General features: G+C 63.2%; 13 protein-coding genes and 1 tRNA gene. 8 read left to right on the top strand and 6 right to left on the bottom strand.

The genetic code is table 11. The features are described 5' to 3' along the window. Positions 1-36: 36 nt before the first annotated feature. Together GL4_RS15170 and GL4_RS15165 are read left to right on the top strand one after the other, a co-directional pair. On the top strand, positions 37-1,725 hold the full coding sequence (locus GL4_RS15170; protein WP_172653382.1) for a lytic murein transglycosylase: 1,689 nt from the start codon (positions 37-39) through the stop codon (positions 1,723-1,725). Positions 1,726-1,773: 48 nt separating this feature from the next. Further along, positions 1,774-2,958, top strand: coding sequence for an SGNH/GDSL hydrolase family protein (locus GL4_RS15165; RefSeq protein WP_172653381.1), 1,185 nt, complete (start codon positions 1,774-1,776; stop codon positions 2,956-2,958). Positions 2,959-2,970: 12 nt separating this feature from the next. On the opposite strand, the gene GL4_RS15160 is transcribed toward GL4_RS15165, so the two are convergent. Further along, a complete protein-coding gene (locus GL4_RS15160) occupies positions 2,971-4,386 on the bottom strand; it encodes a glutamate synthase subunit beta (protein WP_045368754.1) in 1,416 nt (471 codons plus the stop codon). 86 nt (positions 4,387-4,472) lie between these two features. Next, entirely contained in the window at positions 4,473-9,182 is a 4,710-nt protein-coding gene (gene gltB / locus GL4_RS15155; protein WP_082025813.1) for a glutamate synthase large subunit, read from the bottom strand. A 505-nt stretch (positions 9,183-9,687) separates the two neighbouring features. Between gltB and GL4_RS15150 the strand changes: the two genes are divergently transcribed. Genes GL4_RS15150 through GL4_RS15140 form a run of 3 tightly spaced genes read left to right on the top strand, consistent with a single transcriptional unit; the run spans position 9,688 to position 11,653 of the window. Further along, a complete protein-coding gene (locus tag GL4_RS15150) occupies positions 9,688-9,996 on the top strand; it encodes a BufA1 family periplasmic bufferin-type metallophore (protein WP_045368748.1) in 309 nt (102 codons plus the stop codon). A 5-nt stretch (positions 9,997-10,001) separates the two neighbouring features. Then, a complete protein-coding gene (gene bufB, locus GL4_RS15145) occupies positions 10,002-10,892 on the top strand; it encodes an MNIO family bufferin maturase (protein WP_045368746.1) in 891 nt (296 codons plus the stop codon). Continuing rightward, the gene (locus tag GL4_RS15140; RefSeq protein ID WP_045368743.1) at positions 10,889-11,653 is read left to right on the top strand and encodes an HvfC/BufC N-terminal domain-containing protein; all 765 of its coding nucleotides are present in this window, start codon (positions 10,889-10,891) and stop codon (positions 11,651-11,653) included. Before bufB ends, GL4_RS15140 begins: the two co-directional genes overlap by 4 nt. A 162-nt stretch (positions 11,654-11,815) precedes the next feature. Here GL4_RS15140 and GL4_RS15135 read toward each other — a convergent pair whose 3' ends face one another. Continuing rightward, on the bottom strand, positions 11,816-12,307 hold the full coding sequence (locus tag GL4_RS15135) for an Hsp20 family protein (protein WP_045368740.1): 492 nt from the start codon (positions 12,305-12,307) through the stop codon (positions 11,816-11,818). Between the two features lie 300 nt (positions 12,308-12,607). On the opposite strand from GL4_RS15135, the gene GL4_RS15130 reads away from it, so the two are divergent. Further along, on the top strand, positions 12,608-13,564 hold the full coding sequence (locus tag GL4_RS15130; protein ID WP_045368738.1) for an alpha/beta fold hydrolase: 957 nt from the start codon (positions 12,608-12,610) through the stop codon (positions 13,562-13,564). Between the two features lie 28 nt (positions 13,565-13,592). Here the strand turns inward: GL4_RS15130 and hisN are convergent, their stop codons facing one another. Together hisN and GL4_RS15120 are read right to left on the bottom strand one after the other, a co-directional pair. Then, positions 13,593-14,390, bottom strand: coding sequence for a histidinol-phosphatase (gene hisN, locus GL4_RS15125; RefSeq protein ID WP_172653380.1), 798 nt, complete (start codon positions 14,388-14,390; stop codon positions 13,593-13,595). 317 nt (positions 14,391-14,707) lie between these two features. Next, positions 14,708-15,607, bottom strand: coding sequence for an N-formylglutamate amidohydrolase (locus GL4_RS15120; RefSeq protein WP_045368737.1), 900 nt, complete (start codon positions 15,605-15,607; stop codon positions 14,708-14,710). A 244-nt stretch (positions 15,608-15,851) separates the two neighbouring features. Between GL4_RS15120 and cpdR the strand changes: the two genes are divergently transcribed. Continuing rightward, positions 15,852-16,241: a cell cycle two-component system response regulator CpdR gene (gene cpdR, locus GL4_RS15115; RefSeq protein WP_045368735.1), complete on the top strand. Its 390-nt coding sequence runs from the start codon at positions 15,852-15,854 to the stop codon at positions 16,239-16,241. 73 nt (positions 16,242-16,314) lie between these two features. Then, positions 16,315-16,389 (top strand) — tRNA-Val (locus GL4_RS15110). A gap of 78 nt (positions 16,390-16,467) precedes the next feature. Here the strand turns inward: GL4_RS15110 and GL4_RS15105 are convergent. Continuing rightward, entirely contained in the window at positions 16,468-16,845 is a 378-nt protein-coding gene (locus GL4_RS15105; protein WP_045368732.1) for a hypothetical protein, read from the bottom strand. Positions 16,846-16,874 lie beyond the last annotated feature (29 nt).

The raw sequence follows: 16,874 nt of genomic DNA, 5'->3' as shown, positions 1-16,874 counted from the left end.
GCCCGCCCCATTTGTTACATTCCCAGGATGCGATCCATGAACTGTCCTAAGATATTGATATCGTCCGCCTTTTCGGCTGGTTTGGCCTGCGTCTCAGTCGCGGCCTTCCCGAGCTTGGCGTATGCGGACAAGTTTCAGACCTGCGTGAAGAGCTTCTGGCCCGCCGCGAAGCGCGCCGGCGTCAGCTGGGACACGTTCGAAAGGGCGACCGCCGGCATCGCGCACGATCAAGAAGTGATCGAATCCGCCAAGTATCAGCCCGAATACAAGAAGCCGATGGGTGAGTATGTGGAGCGCGCGATCTCGCCAAAACGGCTTTCAATGGGGCAGCAGAAGCTCATCGAGTATGGGCCGCTGCTGGAGCAGGTCGAGGCGAAGTACGGCGTCGACAAGCATATCGTGCTCGCCATCTGGGGCGTGGAGTCGAACTACGGGACCAACAAGGGCGACAAACAGGTCATCCAGTCGCTGATGACCTTGGCCTGTTCGGGGGTCAAGTCGAAGTTCGCCCGGGGCCAGATCGTCTCGGCACTGAAGATTCTGCAGCACGGCGATACGGACCCGGTGCATTTCATGGGGTCCTGGGCCGGCGCCATGGGGCACACTCAGTTTATCCCCACCACTTATTCGGCCTACGCGGTCGATTTCGACGGTGACGGACGCCGCGATATTTGGGACACCATTCCCGACGCTTTGGGCTCGACCGCCGCCTATTTGAGGAAGTCGAACTGGATTCCGGGGCAGACCTGGGGGTACGAGGTCAAGCTGCCCAAGAGCTACACCGCCAAGAGCTACAAGCGCGGGACCATGCGCACGATCGCGAGCTGGCAGGCCGCGGGGATCACGCGCGCCAACGGCCAGCCGTTTCCGCGTCCCGGCGACAAGGCGCAACTCTTGTCTCCCGACGGGCGCAACGGGCCGTCCTTCCTTGTCCTGAATAATTTCCGGTCGATCCTGCGTTACAACAACGCCGATTCCTATGCGCTCGCCGTGGGCCATCTGGCGGACCGGCTCGCCGGCTACGGACCCTTCGTCCAGTCCTGGCCCACAAGCGAAAATCGGCTCTCCATGGAGCAGCGCATGGAGTTGCAGCGCCACCTGATCGCGCTCGGGCACCTGGAAGGCGAAGTGGACGGCATCATCGGCAGCGGCACGCTCGAGGGCGTGCGGTCCTATCAGCGCTCCAAGGGCCTGGCCGTCGACGGCTACCCGACGCAGACGATTTTGAAGGCACTACGCGCCGAGGCGCCGGCATTGCCTCCGGCCGGGGCGCCCGGATCGACGGCGTCTATCCCGGCAGCTCAAACTGTTCCGGGACAGGCCGCGCCTGCGAGTGCAGCGCAGCCACAGTATGTGCCGCAGCAAGCGGTGGCACCGGCTCAACCCGGGCCGGCGAACGCGGGGCAGCCGCAATACATCCATCCTCAAGGGGCTGTCCCGCAGCCTAACACGCAACAGCTTCTGGCTCCGGCGCAGCCCCCAATGGCCCAGCCGCAAGCGACTCAGCCGAAGGCCGTGCAACCTCAGCCCGCGCGGCCGCAAGCTCCTCAGCAGCAGGTTGCGGCCGAATACTCGCCGCCGGGCCACCGGAATGCTTACGCGATTATTCCGATCCATCCGCAGCCTGCGCAACAGGCGCAGCCGGCCCAGGTCTTGCCCGGGCAGGCAGGTGCGTCGTCCTACTCGCGTAGCGCGTCCGACGTGCCACCTGCACAGGCGAATTAGTGCTATGATGGGTGACTGATGTCCCGCCTAAGGATTATTTGCACCCGCATGCCTCGTTTGGTCGGCTTGATCGCGCTGCTTTTGGCAGCGCTTCTCGTGTCCACGGCGTCGGCGCCCGTGGTCGCGCAAGATGCCCTGTCGCACCGCAGCTACATCACGCCGTTCCCCAATGGCGACCGCTACCGTGTCGTGGTGCTCGGCGACGGGGAGGCGGACGGGCTTTGGAGCGGGCTCTACCGTACATACGAAGAAGATCTCACCGTGGATGTGCTGAACCAGTCCAAGAAATGGACCGGGTTCACCGACCCGAAGCGCTACGATTGGAACGGCGAAATCGACAAGATTTTGAACGACGGGAGCTATCACGTCGCCGTGGTTCAATTCGGCCTTGGCGAGCACAAGGCGATCCGGGAGGGCGACAAGGTCCTCAATGTGGGGACCGAAGAATGGCGCGAGGCCTATGGCGCCCGCGTCGAGACATTCATCCGGAAATTGCGGGCTGCGGGGCTCGGCGTTTACTGGGTTGGACTGCCGGTGATGCGGTCGGCCGGCCAGCGGACCGCCGCGGAACGTCTCAACGACGTGTTTCGCGAGAAGGCCTTTGTGAACGGGGCCAAGTTCATCGATACCTGGAGCGAGTTCGCAGACGAGAACGGCCAATACACGCTGGTCGGTACCGACGAGGAAGGGCGGAGCCAACGTATGCGCGATAGCGACGGTTTCACCTCGCGCGGCAATCTGAAACTGGCCCAGCTCGTGAGCAAGGAACTGAGCCAGGACATCGAGCTTGCGAAGAAGGAACGCGACATTCCGCTCGCCGGCGATCCTGAGGAGCAGGAGAAGGTGGCGAAGGGACTGACGTCGCCGGAGCCTGCCACCCAGACGGCTGTCTCAGGCGATCCGGCTGACGGCGAGGAAGGCGACGCCTTGCGGCAGGACCAGGTCGGCGATGTCAGCGTCGTGCGCCCAAATAGGGGCGCGGCAGCGCCTGTTGACGATCCAGATGGCGACACGGGGTCCGGCGGCGCTCTGGATCCGCAGGTCATCACATCCAGTCTGCCCGGCGGCTACACTGCGATCTCTTCGATTTCGGCCGTATCGGACGTCACGCTGTCCTCGTCGCGGCCGCAGCTCCCGCTCGCGCAAAGGCCTTATTACCGCGTGCTTGTGCGCGGCGAGCAGCTCGAGCCGAAGTCCGGGCGTGCCGACGACTTCGCCTGGCCGCCCAGCTAGAGACGTTGCCGTCTAGCGCGGTAGCGTCGTCGATCCCATCAGGAATTTGTCGATCGAATGGGCGGCTTGCCGTCCTTCGCGAATGGCCCAGACCACGAGCGACTGGCCACGGCGCATGTCGCCGGCGGCGAAGATCTTGCTCCGCGAGGTCTGATAGTCGACGTCGTTGGCTTTGACGTTGCCGCGCTGGTCGAGCTCGACTTTGAGGTCCTCGATCATGCCTTCGTGCACCGGGTGCAGGAAGCCCATGGCGAGAAAGACCAGATCGGCCGGGATCGTGAATTCGCTACCCTCGATCGGCTTCATCTGCTCGTCGAGGCGCACGCATTCCAGTTGCTCGACCTTGCCGTCGCCGAGAATCCGGTTCGTCGCCACGCTGAAGTCGCGGACGGCGCCCTCGGCCTGGCTCGACGACGTGCGGAACTTGAGAGGCCAGTGCGGCCAGGTCAGCGCCTTGTTCTCCTGCGCCGGCGGCTCCGGCATGATCTCGAGCTGCGTCACGGCCGTTGCGCCTTGGCGGAACGACGTGCCGATGCAGTCCGAGCCCGTGTCGCCGCCGCCGATCACGACTACGCGCTTGCCTTCGGCGGTGATGGACTCGACATCGCCCAGCGGTTCCCCGGACACGCGGCGGTTCTGCTGCGGCAAGAAAGTCATCGCGAAGTGGACGCCGTCGAGCTCGCGCCCCGGAACGGGGAGGTCGCGCGGATGCTCCGATCCGCCGGCTAGCAGCACGGCATCGTACTTGCGCTCGAGGTCACGGATGTCGACGTCCTTGCCCACTTCGACATTGCAGTGGAACGTGACGCCCTCGGCCTCCATCTGCGTCACGCGACGCTCGATGATGAACTTCTCCATCTTGAAGTCGGGAATGCCGTAGCGGAGCAGTCCGCCGGGATGGGCGTGCTTTTCGAACACGTGCACGTCGTGGCCGGCGCGCGCGAGTTGTTGCGCGGCCGAGATCCCCGCGGGCCCCGATCCGACAATCGCGACGCGCTTGCCGGTCTTCCTCTCCGGCGGCTGCGGCACGACCCAGCCTTCGTCGAAGGCGCGGTCCGCGATGGCGCGCTCGATGGATTTGATCGTCACCGGCTCGTCGATGATGTTCAACGTGCACGCCGCCTCGCAGGGCGCCGGGCAGATGCGTCCCGTCACTTCCGGGAAGTTGTTCGTCGAGTGGAGATTCTGCGCCGCTTCCTGCCAATCGGAATGGTAGACGAGGTCGTTCCAGTCCGGGATCTGGTTGTTGATCGGGCAGCCCGTATGACAATAGGGGATGCCGCAATCCATGCAGCGCGCAGCCTGTTTCTTTAGGTCCGCGTCGCTTGGATCGATCACGAACTCCTTGAAGTGGCGCACACGGTCGGCGGCCGGCTGATAGGACCGGTCTTCCCGCTCGATTTCCAGAAATCCTGTAACTTTGCCCATTCGATTAGGATCTCCGCCCTAACTCATCTCATCCTTGCCGGCGCCTCGGCAGTACCGAAGCCCGGCCCTCATGCCCGCATTGTGACTTATTTGCTGGTCTCGCGCAGGCCGATTTCAATCGTGTCGAGCCCATCCGGGTCGGCAGCCTGTTGACGCGCCATTTCCTGCAGCGCGCGGCGATACTCCACCGGCATGACCTTGACGAATTTCGGCAGGTAGGTGGCCCAATTGTCCAAGATCTCCCGGGCGCGTGCCGAGCCGGTGTAGTGCAGATGGTTCTCGATCAGCTTGCGCAAGCGCAACGCATCGTGGCGCGTCATGTCCGTGAGATCCACGAGCCCGTGGGTCTCCAGGTCGCCGCCTTCGTGGAGATATTTCTCCATGGCTTGGTCTTCGCTCGGAATAGGTTCGAGCTCAACCATGGCCATGTTGCAGCGCTGCTCGAAATCGCCGGACTCGTCGAGCACGTAGGCAATGCCGCCCGACATGCCCGCCGCGAAGTTGCGCCCCGTGGGGCCGATCACGACGACCACGCCACCGGTCATATACTCGCAGCCGTGATCGCCGGTGCCTTCAATCACCGCCGTTGCGCCGGAGTTACGCACGCCGAAGCGTTCGCCGCCGATGCCGTGGAAGTAGCATTCGCCGGAAATAGCGCCGTACAGGACCGTGTTGCCGACGATGATCGACTTCTCGGGAACGATCTTCGATTCCTCGGGCGGACGGACGATGATGCGGCCGCCGGATAGGCCCTTGCCCACATAGTCGTTGCCTTCACCGACGAGGTCGAATGTCACGCCGTGGGCGAGCCAGGCGCCGAAGCTCTGGCCGGCGGATCCGTTGAAGCGGACCCAAATCGTGTCGTCCAGAAGACCGGCATGGCCATAGCGCTTGGCGATCTCGCCGGACAGCATCGCGCCGGTCGAGCGGTCTACATTCTTGATCGGCAGCTCGATCTTGACCGGTGCCTTCTCGTCGAGGGCCGCCCGTGAAAGCTCGATCAACTTGGTGTCGAGAACGCTCTCGAGGCCATGGTCCTGCAGCTCCGTATGCCGGATCGGGTGCGAGTCGGCGTTGTCGGGCTTGTGGAACAGCTTGGTGAAGTCGAGGCCGCGCGCCTTCCAGTGATCGATGGCGACTTCCTTATCCAACACCTCAGTGCGGCCGATCATCTCCTCGAACTTCCGGAAGCCAAGCGCAGCCATGTACTCGCGCACTTCCTCGGCGACATAGAAGAAGAAGTTGATGACGTGTTCGGGCGTGCCGGTGAACCGCGCTCTCAAGACGGGATCCTGGGTGGCGATGCCCACGGGGCACGTGTTCAGATGGCATTTGCGCATCATGATGCAGCCGGCCGCGATCAACGGAGCCGTCGAAAAACCAAACTCGTCCGCGCCGAGCAGCGCGCCGACGATCACGTCGCGTCCGGTGCGCAACCCGCCATCGACCTGCACGGCGATACGGCCGCGCAGACGGTTCAGCACGAGCGTCTGCTGCGTTTCCGCAAGTCCGATTTCCCACGGCGATCCGGCATGCTTGAGCGAGGTCAGGGGCGAAGCGCCCGTGCCGCCCTCAAAGCCCGAGATCGTCACGTGGTCGGACATGGCCTTGGCCACGCCTGCGGCGACGGTGCCGACGCCCACTTCCGACACGAGCTTCACCGAAATGTCGGCCTTCGGATTGACGTTCTTGAGATCGTAGATCAGCTGCTTGAGATCCTCGATCGAGTAGATGTCGTGGTGCGGGGGCGGCGAGATGAGTCCGACGCCCGGCGTCGAGTGCCGCACCTTGGCGATCGTCCCATCGACCTTGTGACCCGGCAGCTGGCCGCCTTCGCCGGGCTTCGCACCCTGCGCGACCTTAATCTGGATCATGTCCGCGTTGGACAGGTACTCCGTGGTCACACCAAAACGGCCCGAGGCGACCTGCTTGATCGCCGAACGCATGGAATCGCCGTTGGGCAACGGCGTGAAGCGGTCCACTTCCTCGCCGCCTTCGCCCGTATTGGACTTGCCGCCGATCCGGTTCATGGCAATCGCCAGCGTCGTATGGGCCTCGCGGCTGATCGAGCCGAAGGACATGGCACCGGTCGCGAAGCGCTTCACGATCTCGGTGGCCGGCTCCACCTCGTCAAGCGGGACCGGCTTCTGGCCGAGTTCGTCGGCATTCTTGATGCGGAACATGCCACGCAGAGTCAGGAGTTCCTTGTCCTGCTGGTTTATGGCCTCGGCATACGTGCGGTACTTCTCAGGTAGATTGCCGCGGACCGCGTGCTGGAGGTCCGCCACGACTTGCGGCCGCCACGAATGGGCCTCGCCGCGAACGCGGAAGGCATACTCGCCGCCGACGTCGAGCGCGTTGCGCAGGACAGGCGAGTCACCAAAAGCCGCCTTGTGCCGTTCGACGGTCTCCTTGGCGATCTCTGCGAGGCCCACGCCTTCGACCTGCGTATTGGTGCCAGTGAAATACTTGGCCACGAAGTCCGACTTGAGGCCGACCGCGTCGAAAATCTGCGCGCCGCAATAGGACTGATAGGTCGAGATGCCCATCTTGGACATGACCTTCAGGATGCCCTTGTTCACAGCCTTGATGTAGCGCGTGATGGCCTCGTCGAGGGTGATGTCCTCATCGAGTTCCGGCAGCAGCGTCTCGAGCGTCTCGAATGCGAGATACGGGTTGATGGCTTCGGCGCCATAGCCCGCCAGCGTGCAGAACTGGTTCACTTCGCAGGCTTCGCCGGTCTCGACCACGAGACCCACGGATGTGCGCAGCCCGCAACGGATCAGGTGATGGTGCACAGCGCTCGTCGCCAGCAGCGACGGGAGCGGAATGCGGTCGCTGTCCGTTGCCCGGTCCGACAGAATGATGATGTTGTCGCCTTCCAGAACGGCGGCTTCCGCCTTCTTGCAAAGCTGTTCGAGCGCGCCTGCCATGCCCTTTTCGCCGTCCTCGGCGGGATAGGTCATGTCGAGCGTGATGGTCAGAAACTGATTGTCGGCGACCTCGCCGATGCCGCGGATGCGTTCCAGGTTCTCGTTCGTGAGGATGGGCTGGGCGGCCTCCAGGCGCTTGTCTTTCGACGTGCCTTCGAGGTCGAGCAGGTTGGGGCGCGGCCCGATGAACGTCACCAGCGACATGACGAGTTCCTCGCGGATCGGATCGATCGGCGGGTTCGTCACTTGCGCGAAGTTCTGCTTGAAATAGGTGTGCAACAGCTTGGGCCTGTTCGACAGCGCCGAGATCGGCGTGTCCGTGCCCATGGACCCGATAGCCTCCTGGCCCGTTTGAGCCATGGGGAGCATGAGGAACTTCAAGCTCTCTTGCGAATAGCCGAACGCTTGCTGGCGATCCAACAGGCTGACATTGGGACGCGCGGGCGCCACGGTCGCGCCGGGCAACTCGTGGACCTGGATTTGCGTCCGGTCGAGCCAGGTTTGATAGGGATGCGAGTTGGTCAGCTCCGCTTTGACCTCTTCGTCGGAGATGATGCAGCCCTTTTCGAGGTCGATGAGCAGCATCTTGCCGGGCTGCAGCCGCCACTTCTCGACGATCTTGTCTTCCGGGATCGGCAGGACGCCGGTCTCCGACGCCATCACGACGAGGCCGTCGTCCGTCACGAAGTACCGCGCGGGGCGCAGTCCGTTCCGGTCCAGCGTCGCGCCGATCTGACGCCCGTCGGTGAAGGCCATGGCGGCCGGACCGTCCCACGGTTCCATCAGGCATGCGTGATATTCGTAGAAGGCGCGGCGCTTCGCATCCATCAGCGGGTTGCCCGCCCACGCTTCGGGGATGAGCATCATCGCGGCATGGGCGAGGCTGTACCCGCCTTGCACCAGGAACTCGAGCGCATTGTCGAAGCAGGCCGTGTCCGACTGTCCTTCATAGGAGATCGGCCACAGCTTCGAGATGTCGTCGCCGAAGAGCGGCGAGGACACGCTTGCCTGCCGCGCGGCCATCCAGTTCACATTGCCCCGCAGCGTGTTGATCTCGCCGTTATGCGCGACCATGCGGAAGGGATGCGACAGCTTCCAGGACGGGAATGTGTTCGTCGAAAATCTCTGATGGACCAGCGCCAGCGCCGAACTGAATTTCGGATGATGGAGGTCCTGGTAGTAGGCGCCTAGCTGGTAGGCCAGGAACATGCCCTTGTAGACCACCGTACGGCACGACAGGGACACGATGTAGAAGCCGATATCGCGACCGCCCGTCTCGCCATTGATCGTGTTGGAGATCACCTTGCGCAGCAGGTAGAGGTGACGCTCAAAGTCCGTCTCGTCCTTGATGCTGGGGCCGCGTCCGATGAAGACCTGCCGATGGACCGGCTCCGTTTCGATAACCTCAGGCGAGAGCGTGGCGTTGTCCGTGGGTACCGTGCGCCAGCCCAGGAGGGTCAGGCCTTCGGATTCGATCACGCGTTCGATCGCGGACTCGCAATAGATGCGCTGCGCTTGATTGGAGGGCATGAAGATTTGGCCGACGGCGTATTCGCCCGGCTCCGGCAGCGTGAACCCGAGTGGGGCACAGACCTCCACGAAGAAGTCGTGAGGGATCTGAATAAGCATGCCGGCGCCATCGCCGTCGCGCGGGTCGGCGCCCGCCGCACCGCGATGCGTCAGGTTCACCAAAATCTCGAGGCCATGCTCGATGATCTTGTGGCTCTTGGTCCCTTTCAGGTCTGCGATAAAGCCGACACCACAGGCATCGTGTTCGTTGGCCGGATCGTAGAGTCCTTCCGCGCGCGGCATGCCATTCGCAGCCACGTTGAAAGGTCCAGGTATGAGCGCACGGGGTGCCATCTTCTGCATGAACTCTCGACCTCACCTCTCGGGCGAGCATGTTGGGGTTGGGCCAAAAGCCGTCTACCTCACCAGTGTGACCGTCAGGCAGTAGTGAGGATCGGGCCATGGTAGGCTAGCGCGCCTCTGCGCTAGCGTGCGCGGCGATTCTTGGCAGCAGCCCACCTTACCAAAGGCGGGGTGAAGAGCTCCGCGCCGCAGACTCTAGTACAAAGGTCAGCAAGCCTGTCCTATTTCGCCCCAAAGTGCCAGATTTCCGAGGCGTGCACAAGCGCAAGATTCACGATGAGGCTGGCGCTAGGACGCGCGCGTCAGGAGTATTTCGCACCAATCACGGCCGTCTGGCTAGAGGTCCCCGGATCACAAAGGGCTGGCGGAGGCGTGATTTGACCGGAGCGGGAATTCGCGGCCCACTTGGCCCCGCAAATTCGTTGGCTGGCGCGGGGAAAAACCCGCCGCCAGCCGTCGCTTCCAACACTGACGTGAGCCCTTAGAAGGACCCAATATGACCCATCATTCCAAGTCTCTCTCCGGCGTTGCCGTGGCCAGCGCCTTTGCCGCCGCCCTTGGTATTGCCGCAACCACCGCACCCGCTGCAGCCGAAGACGAGCAGGAGAAGTGCTTCGGCGTGGCCAAGGCCGGCGAGAACGACTGCGCCGCAGGTCCCGGTACGACCTGCGCGGGGACGTCCACAATCGACTACCAGGGCAATTCCTGGAAGCTCGTGCCCAAGGGCACGTGCACCACGATGGAACTGCCCGGGGGCCGCACCGGCAGCCTCGAGGCTCTCGAGCGCGACAACCCGCCTGCATAAAGCCGATGGGACGTCCGGCGAACTTTGGCGAGAGCTCGATCCCGCGCAAGGGCGGGGTCGGGCTCAAGCCTGAGCATTATCGCGACATTCTTGACGGCGCTCCTGATATCGGCTGGTTCGAGATCCATGCCGAGAACTATATGGGCGCGGGCGGGCCGCCTCATGCCTATTTGACGGCGATCCGCGAGCGCTATCCCCTGTCGCTCCACGGTGTGGGCCTTTCCATTGGCGGCGCCGGGCCGCTCGACACGGATCACCTTCAGCGCTTGCGCGCGCTTGCCGATCGCTACCAACCCGCTCTTTTTTCCGAACATCTGGCCTGGTCCAGCCACGACACGGTCTATCTCAACGACCTCCTGCCGCTGCCCTATACGCAAGAAACGCTTACCTGCGTCTGCGAGCACATCGATGAAGTGCAGAACGCCATGAAGCGGCCAATGCTGCTTGAGAACCCGTCCACCTATATCGCCTATGCCGAGACGACGATGGAAGAGGTCGATTTCCTGCGCGAGGTGGTGCGGCGCACAGGCTGCGGGCTCTTGCTCGACGTGAACAACGTCTTCGTTCAGGCCGCCAATCACGGCTTTGCGGCCTGCGACTATCTCGACGCGTTTCCGGTCGAGCACGTGGGTGAGATTCACCTCGGCGGCCATGCCGAGGATGCGGACGAGGACGGATCGCTCCTGCTTATCGACGATCACGGGCGCGCGGTAGCCGATCCTGTCTGGACTTTGTACGCGCGGGCCCTCGCGCGAACGGGACCGGTGCCGACCCTGATCGAATGGGACAACGAAGTTCCAGCCTGGTCCGTGCTGTTTGCCGAGGCCAAGCGGGCCGATGATTTTCTGGTGGCTTGCTCGGCGTCTGCCGTTCCCGAGCTCGCGGCGGCGCCATGACGAGCGGCGCGGGCCAGCGGGAGAGCGTCTTTGCGCAGGCGCTTCTCGATTCCGACGTGGGCATCCCGGATACTTTGAAAGGGCGCGACGGCAGGCGTCCTACGCGGCGTTTCGCGGTGTATCGGAACAATGTCTACGCGAGCCTCATTGACATGCTTGCCGGCCGCTTTCCGGCGACGGCGAAGCTCGTGGGAGAAGAGTTCTTCCGAGCGATGGCGCGGGAGTACGTGGAGAAGACACCACCGCGGTCGGCCGTCTTGCTGCGGTATGGCGGCGACGTCCCCGATTTCATCGACGCCTTTCCCCCGGCTTCGGCGGTCCCCTATCTCGCCGACGTGGCGCGGCTCGAATGGGCCTGGCACGAGGCCTATCACGCCGCCGACGCCGAGCCGTTGTCGCAAGACGCGCTGACGGCGCTCGGTCCACGCGCAGAGGATATCGGCTTCGTGTTTCATCCCTCGTCCCGTCTTGTCCGATCCGCGTATCCGGTGATCACCATCTGGGAGCTCACGATGCGGGACGGCGAAGATGAACCGGGACGCTTGCCTGCCGGCGGGGAAGACGCGCTCGTGCTGCGTCCCGTGCTTCAAGTGACGGTGCGCCGGTTGCCACCTGGCGGCGCTGCCTTCGCGGAAGCGCTCATGGCGGGGGAGAAGCTACCGGCCGCGGCTCGCATTGCGTTGGAACTGGACCCCGCCTTCGACCTTGCCGCCAATCTCGGCGGCCTCATGCGCAGCAGCGCATTAGCAGCAGCTCGGTAAAGCTACTTTAAGTTGTTTGCGGGGTAGACTGCTTACTTCGCAAGACTCCCGCGCCTCGACTCTCCCATCCGGCGTGACCGAGTGCGAAACGGGGAAGGGCGCCCCTCGTGTGAGGAGCGCCCTTCTTAGTCCTTGCAGGGGCGGTATTGGCCCGCGTGCGGGTTACGCCGCCTCGCTGTCGATCGTCTTGTCGTCGGCCGTCTTGTCGCCGATCGACTTGGGGGCGTCCGACTTGGTCGTGATCTCGATGGTGCGCGGCTTCATAGCCTCGGGCAGCACGCGCTCGAGATCAACGTGCAGCAGCCCGTTCTCAAGGCTCGCGCCCTTCACGACAACATGGTCCGCGAGCTGGAAACGACGCTCGAAGCTGCGGGCGGCGATGCCGCGATGCAGGTAGGTCGAGTTTTCCTGCTCGACGCGCTTCTCGCCGCGAACGGACAGCGTGTGCTCCTTGACCTCGATCTCAAGATCGGCATCGCTGAAGCCGGCCACGGCCATGCTGATGCGATAGTCGTTCTCGCTCACCCGCTCGATGTTGTAGGGCGGGTAAGCCGGGGCGTCGCCCTCATACGTGTTCAACGTGTCGAGCAACGAGCCGAGCCGGTCGAAACCGACAGTGGAGCGATACAGCGGGGTCAAATCGAAATGCCTCATGTCACATCCTCCTTATGAAGCGATATGGTAGTTAGCCCGCTCCTCATGCGGAGCCGGGCTTTGAGACGCAAAGCCAGAAGGCCTTTGCGCAAAATCGCATATAGGATTGCTTTCTGGGGGCTTCAAGAGGTGTAGGGCGCTGAATTATAACAATAAATTCAAGAATCTATCAGCCCAGTGCCCTGCCTGCGGCGGCGGCCAAGCTGCATGTTCTGTTGTCGGCGGCGGCATAGCGGCTGTAAGAAAGACCGGCGGACCAATCCTCCCCCCTTGCGGGGTCGCAGAACATTCTGAATCTCGATGACTCTCGTTTCGACACCCAAGAACCCTGTCCCTCTCGGCGCGAACGCGGGCTATCTCGAGGTGCGCAAAGGAGTGAAAGTCCGCTATGCGAGCTGGCAGTCGGCCCTGCAGCAGCGTGGCGGCACGGTTTGCATCTTTCCGGGCCGGAACGAGTACATCGAGAAATACTTCGAGGTGGTCGGCGAGTTGCGCCGCCGCGGTTTCGCCGTCGCCATTATCGATTGGCGCGGGCAGGGCGGGTCGACCCGGTTGGTGCGCGGATCCTCGCGCGGACACATCCGTAACTTCGTCGACTACGAGCAGGACATCCATCACTTCATGAAGGGTGTCGTGCTTCCCGACTGTCCGATGCCTTATTACGCGCTGGCCCATTCCATGTCGGCGCCGATCCTCTTCAACGCCGCCACCAAGCGCGGGTGCTGGTTCCATCGTCTGATTACGACGTCGCCGATGGTCGAACTCGCGGGGCTGCCGCTGCCCCAGAACGTTTGCGCCGGGCTCGCGACCGGGCTTTCCTGGATGGGGCTCGGCAAGCAAGCCGTGCCGGGCGATCAGTCCGTGTGGACGAGCGACGTCTTCGAAGGCAATCCGCTCACCTCGGACCGGGAGAGGTTCTATCGGAACGTCGAAGTGCTCAACGCGGCGCCGGGGCTCGCGGCCGGTCCGCCGACCATCGGCTGGCTGCACGCGGCGTTCGATGCCATGTCGCGCTTGGAAGGCGAGAAATATGCGCCGAAGATCCGCGTGCCGTCGCTGTTGGTCGTCGCCGGCGACGACAAGATCGTCTCCAACAAGGCGATCGAGGCGTTGTCGTCTCGGCTGCGGGCCGGCACGCAAATCGTGCTGCGCGGCTCCCGGCACGAAATCCTGCAAGAGCGGGATTCCATCCGCGAGCAGTTCTGGGCGGCGTTCGACGCCTTCGCGCCCGGCGTCACGGTGCGCAAGTCCGCATAGCGGCCAGACGGCTTAGGAGCAATCGACCTTAAGCAGAGAGGATCTCCAAAGCGGCCGCGTGCAGGGCGCGATCGCCGGCGGCCACGATGCGTCCACCGTTGCCCGGGTCGCCGCCGTCCCAGGTCGTGACGATGCCGCCGGCGCGTTCGATGATCGGCACGAGCGGCAGGATGTCGAACGGCTTGAGCCCCGACTCGACCACGAGGTCGATCTGGCCCATCGCGAGCAGACAGTAATTATAGCAGTCGCCGCCGAAGCGTCGCAGTCGTACCGCACGGGACAGCGCCTCGAACCGCATGCCCTCGGCGGCGTCGAACAGTTCCGGCGCCGTGCTTGCAAGTATGGCATTGTCGAGCACGGGGCACGGACGGACGCGAATGGGCCGCGTCTCGCCGGCGCGCGTGAAATAGCTTTCCGTTTCACCGCACCAGAAGCGTTCGCCCGTGTACGGCTGGTTCATCATCCCAAGCACCGGTGCGCCGTGTGCGGTCAGGCCGATCAACGTGCCCCAGAGCGGCTGGCCCATGATGAAGGCGCGCGTCCCGTCGATCGGATCGATGATCCAGCAGAACTCGGCGTCGGCCTGGGTATCGGCGAACTCCTCGCCCACGACGCCGTGCCCGGGATGGGTCTCCGACAGGATCTCGCGGATGGCGGCTTCGGCGTCCCGGTCCGCCGCGGTGACCGGGTCGAACCCGGCGGCGCCCTTGTCGTCGACGGCCAGGTTCGTCCGAAAATGCGGCAATATGACCTCGCCAGCCCTCTCGGCGAGAGCGTGCGCTGTCGCTATATAGCTCTGGAAATCAAGTTGAACGGTTTCGGTCACGATACAAGGCTTGGCGGTGTTTGCCGTTGAGAGTCAAGGCCTCCGAGCCTTGAAGGTCAGGCTCGATGTCTGGTCGCGGGATTGTCCGGCGTATGCGGGTATGGCGGACAAAGCCCAGGTAACGTGACTTTGCGGCATCACTGTTTCAGTTCTGTCGCCAATTGCCGTCTACACCTTGATTTTTGTGCATTGCAATGACATATTGTTGCAATGCGATATGGCTCTCCAGGCCATATCGCTGCCCTCCTTGGGCGTTTCCTCCCTAGACTTGGGCCGTTCGTTCAATCGGACGGCCCTTTTTTTTGGATTGGCTGGGCCTATTCGGCTGCGGCGCGGGGGACGATGAGGTCGGAAATGCCGGGCATCAGGCCGCGGATCACCGTTTCCAGCTTCTTCCTCAAGACGTCGAAACGCTCGGTTCGTTCGAACGTCGTCTCATCCATGTAAAGGGCCCGGTTGATCTCGATCTGCAGCACGTGCTGGGCCTTGTGCGGGCGTCCGTAGTGCTCGGTGATGTACCCGCCTGCGTAGGGCTTGTTGAGCGCTACGCCGAAACCCTGTGCCTCGAGGGAGCGCGCGGCCATGCGCGTCAGCTCGCTGCTGCACGAGGTCCCGAAGCGGTCGCCCAGTACGAAGTCGGCGCGGGTCGATCGTTTGTCGGCGTTCGGGCTCGAGGGCATGGAATGGCAGTCGATCAGCACGGCGAAGCCGAACTCCCGCTTCGCTTCCATCAGGAGTGCCGCGAGAGTCTCGTGATAGGGAACGTAGAGACGGTTGATCCGTTCAAGGGCCGTCTCGACCGAAAGGGGCTCCCGGTAGATCTCCTCGGACTCCGAAACGATCCGCGCGATCGTCCCGAGCCCTCCGACGACCCTGACCGATTGGGTGTTGGCATAGTGCGGGAGCCCGTCGCGGAACAGGATCGGATCGAGCTCATAAGGCTCCCGGTTCACGTCGAGATAGGCGCGCGGAAAATGAGCATGAAGGAGCGGGGCCCCGAGCGCGGCGGCGAAAGAAAAGAGTTCATCCACATACGCGTCTTCCGATCGCCGCAAGGTCAGCGCGTCGAGTTTGGAGGCGGCCAGGAAGGTGCTGGGATAGACCCGGCCCGAGTGGGGCGAGTTGAAGACGAGGGGAAGCGACAGTTTCGCGGGTCGCACCACGGTGAAGGGCGGTGACAGTTCCCGCTCGATCGCCTCAGCCTCTAGTTGCTTCATACGCCAAACCTGGGTTCTTCGGTTCCGGGAGCGGCGCCGGCCGTGTGACAGCGCACCGGCGTTAACTCTGCCAATGACAGGGGGGACTGTCCAGGCGTGTTCCGGCTTGTGCCGGGGCTCAATAGCGGCAATGATCTGGGGGCCCACGGGTTGGGACCGCGCCAATCATTCAAGAATAAGGCAAGCGGTCGTTTACCATATTCGTGTAGGCGATACAGGGTGTGTGTTGAGGGGGACGAGGATTATGGAGGCGAACGACCCGCGCGTGCGCAGCGTTCAGCGTATTCTTCTTGCCGAAGACGATGACGATATGCGCCGGTTCCTGGTGAAGGCGCTGGAGAAGGCCGGTTACGACGTGGTCTCGTTCGGCAATGGCATGGAGGCTTACGAGCGGCTCCAGGAAGAGCCCTTCATGCTACTTCTGACCGATATCGTGATGCCCGAGATGGACGGAATCGAGCTGGCCCGCAAAGCCGCCGAACTCGATCCGGACCTGAAGATCATGTTCATCACCGGTTTCGCGGCTGTGGCGCTCAATCCGGACAACAACGCGCCGAAAGACGCCAAGATCCTGTCCAAGCCCTTCCACCTGCGCGATTTGGTCGACCAGGTGGAGCGCATGCTGGCGGCTTAGGGAAAAGCACCGAAATCCGCCGCTTGCCTTCTGGCGCCGCCACCCATATAGAAGGCGCCTTGCCACACAGACCGGGCGGCTAGCTCAGCGGTAGAGCACTACGTTGACATCGTAGGGGTCACTGGTTCGATCCCAGTGCCGCCCACCATTCCTCTCCAAAATCCCGAGATGGCCGACATGCCTGCGTCGAGCTGGGCAAACGCTGTGTCGCCGGGTTGGGGCGCTCTTACGGAATGTCCAGGGCGTCGTCGTCCTCAGACCATGTAAAGGTGAAGTCGCCCGCGCTCGTCTCGAATGTGACTTCGGTGAAGTCGCAGGGATGTCCGGCATCGCGGCAGATCGACATGATCCGTGCGCCCTGTTTCATGTTTTCGGTGGGCAATACGGGCCGGCATTCGCACTTGTCCTCGTTGGCCGTGATCTTCGACACGGTGAGGCCGGGAACTTTCGTCCGGCAGGTCAGAACGTAGTTTCGCCGGGTGGCAAGGCTATAAGGGTCCGGCAACTCCTTCACACACGACAGGTGCTCGTTTTCGGAATCCGCGAAAACGGGCGCTGGAAGGAGGGCGCATCCGATGAGGAGGGCCGCCAAGAAACTTTTCATGACCTATCGTCCGCCGAAACCTACCGTGG

The organism is Methyloceanibacter caenitepidi, from assembly GCF_000828475.1.
GTDB classification, from domain to species: domain Bacteria; phylum Pseudomonadota; class Alphaproteobacteria; order Rhizobiales; family Methyloligellaceae; genus Methyloceanibacter; species Methyloceanibacter caenitepidi.
This window is presented reverse-complemented; position numbering and strand designations above follow the sequence as displayed.

Bases quoted from the DNA above. Each gene is read 5' to 3' on its own strand.
- GL4_RS15170 (WP_172653382.1), top strand. From the start codon at position 37: ATGAACTGTCCTAAGATATTGATATCGTCCGCCTTTTCGGCTGGTTTG.
- GL4_RS15140 (WP_045368743.1), top strand. From the start codon at position 10,889: ATGACGAGCGGCGCGGGCCAGCGGGAGAGCGTCTTTGCGCAGGCGCTT.
- GL4_RS15165 (WP_172653381.1), top strand. From the start codon at position 1,774: ATGCCTCGTTTGGTCGGCTTGATCGCGCTGCTTTTGGCAGCGCTTCTC.
- cpdR (WP_045368735.1), top strand. From the start codon at position 15,852: ATGGAGGCGAACGACCCGCGCGTGCGCAGCGTTCAGCGTATTCTTCTT.
- GL4_RS15135 (WP_045368740.1), bottom strand. From the start codon at position 12,307: ATGAGGCATTTCGATTTGACCCCGCTGTATCGCTCCACTGTCGGTTTC.
- GL4_RS15120 (WP_045368737.1), bottom strand. From the start codon at position 15,607: ATGAAGCAACTAGAGGCTGAGGCGATCGAGCGGGAACTGTCACCGCCC.
- GL4_RS15130 (WP_045368738.1), top strand. From the start codon at position 12,608: ATGACTCTCGTTTCGACACCCAAGAACCCTGTCCCTCTCGGCGCGAAC.
- gltB (WP_082025813.1), bottom strand. From the start codon at position 9,182: ATGGCACCCCGTGCGCTCATACCTGGACCTTTCAACGTGGCTGCGAAT.
- GL4_RS15105 (WP_045368732.1), bottom strand. From the start codon at position 16,845: ATGAAAAGTTTCTTGGCGGCCCTCCTCATCGGATGCGCCCTCCTTCCA.
- GL4_RS15150 (WP_045368748.1), top strand. From the start codon at position 9,688: ATGACCCATCATTCCAAGTCTCTCTCCGGCGTTGCCGTGGCCAGCGCC.
- GL4_RS15160 (WP_045368754.1), bottom strand. From the start codon at position 4,386: ATGGGCAAAGTTACAGGATTTCTGGAAATCGAGCGGGAAGACCGGTCC.
- bufB (WP_045368746.1), top strand. From the start codon at position 10,002: ATGGGACGTCCGGCGAACTTTGGCGAGAGCTCGATCCCGCGCAAGGGC.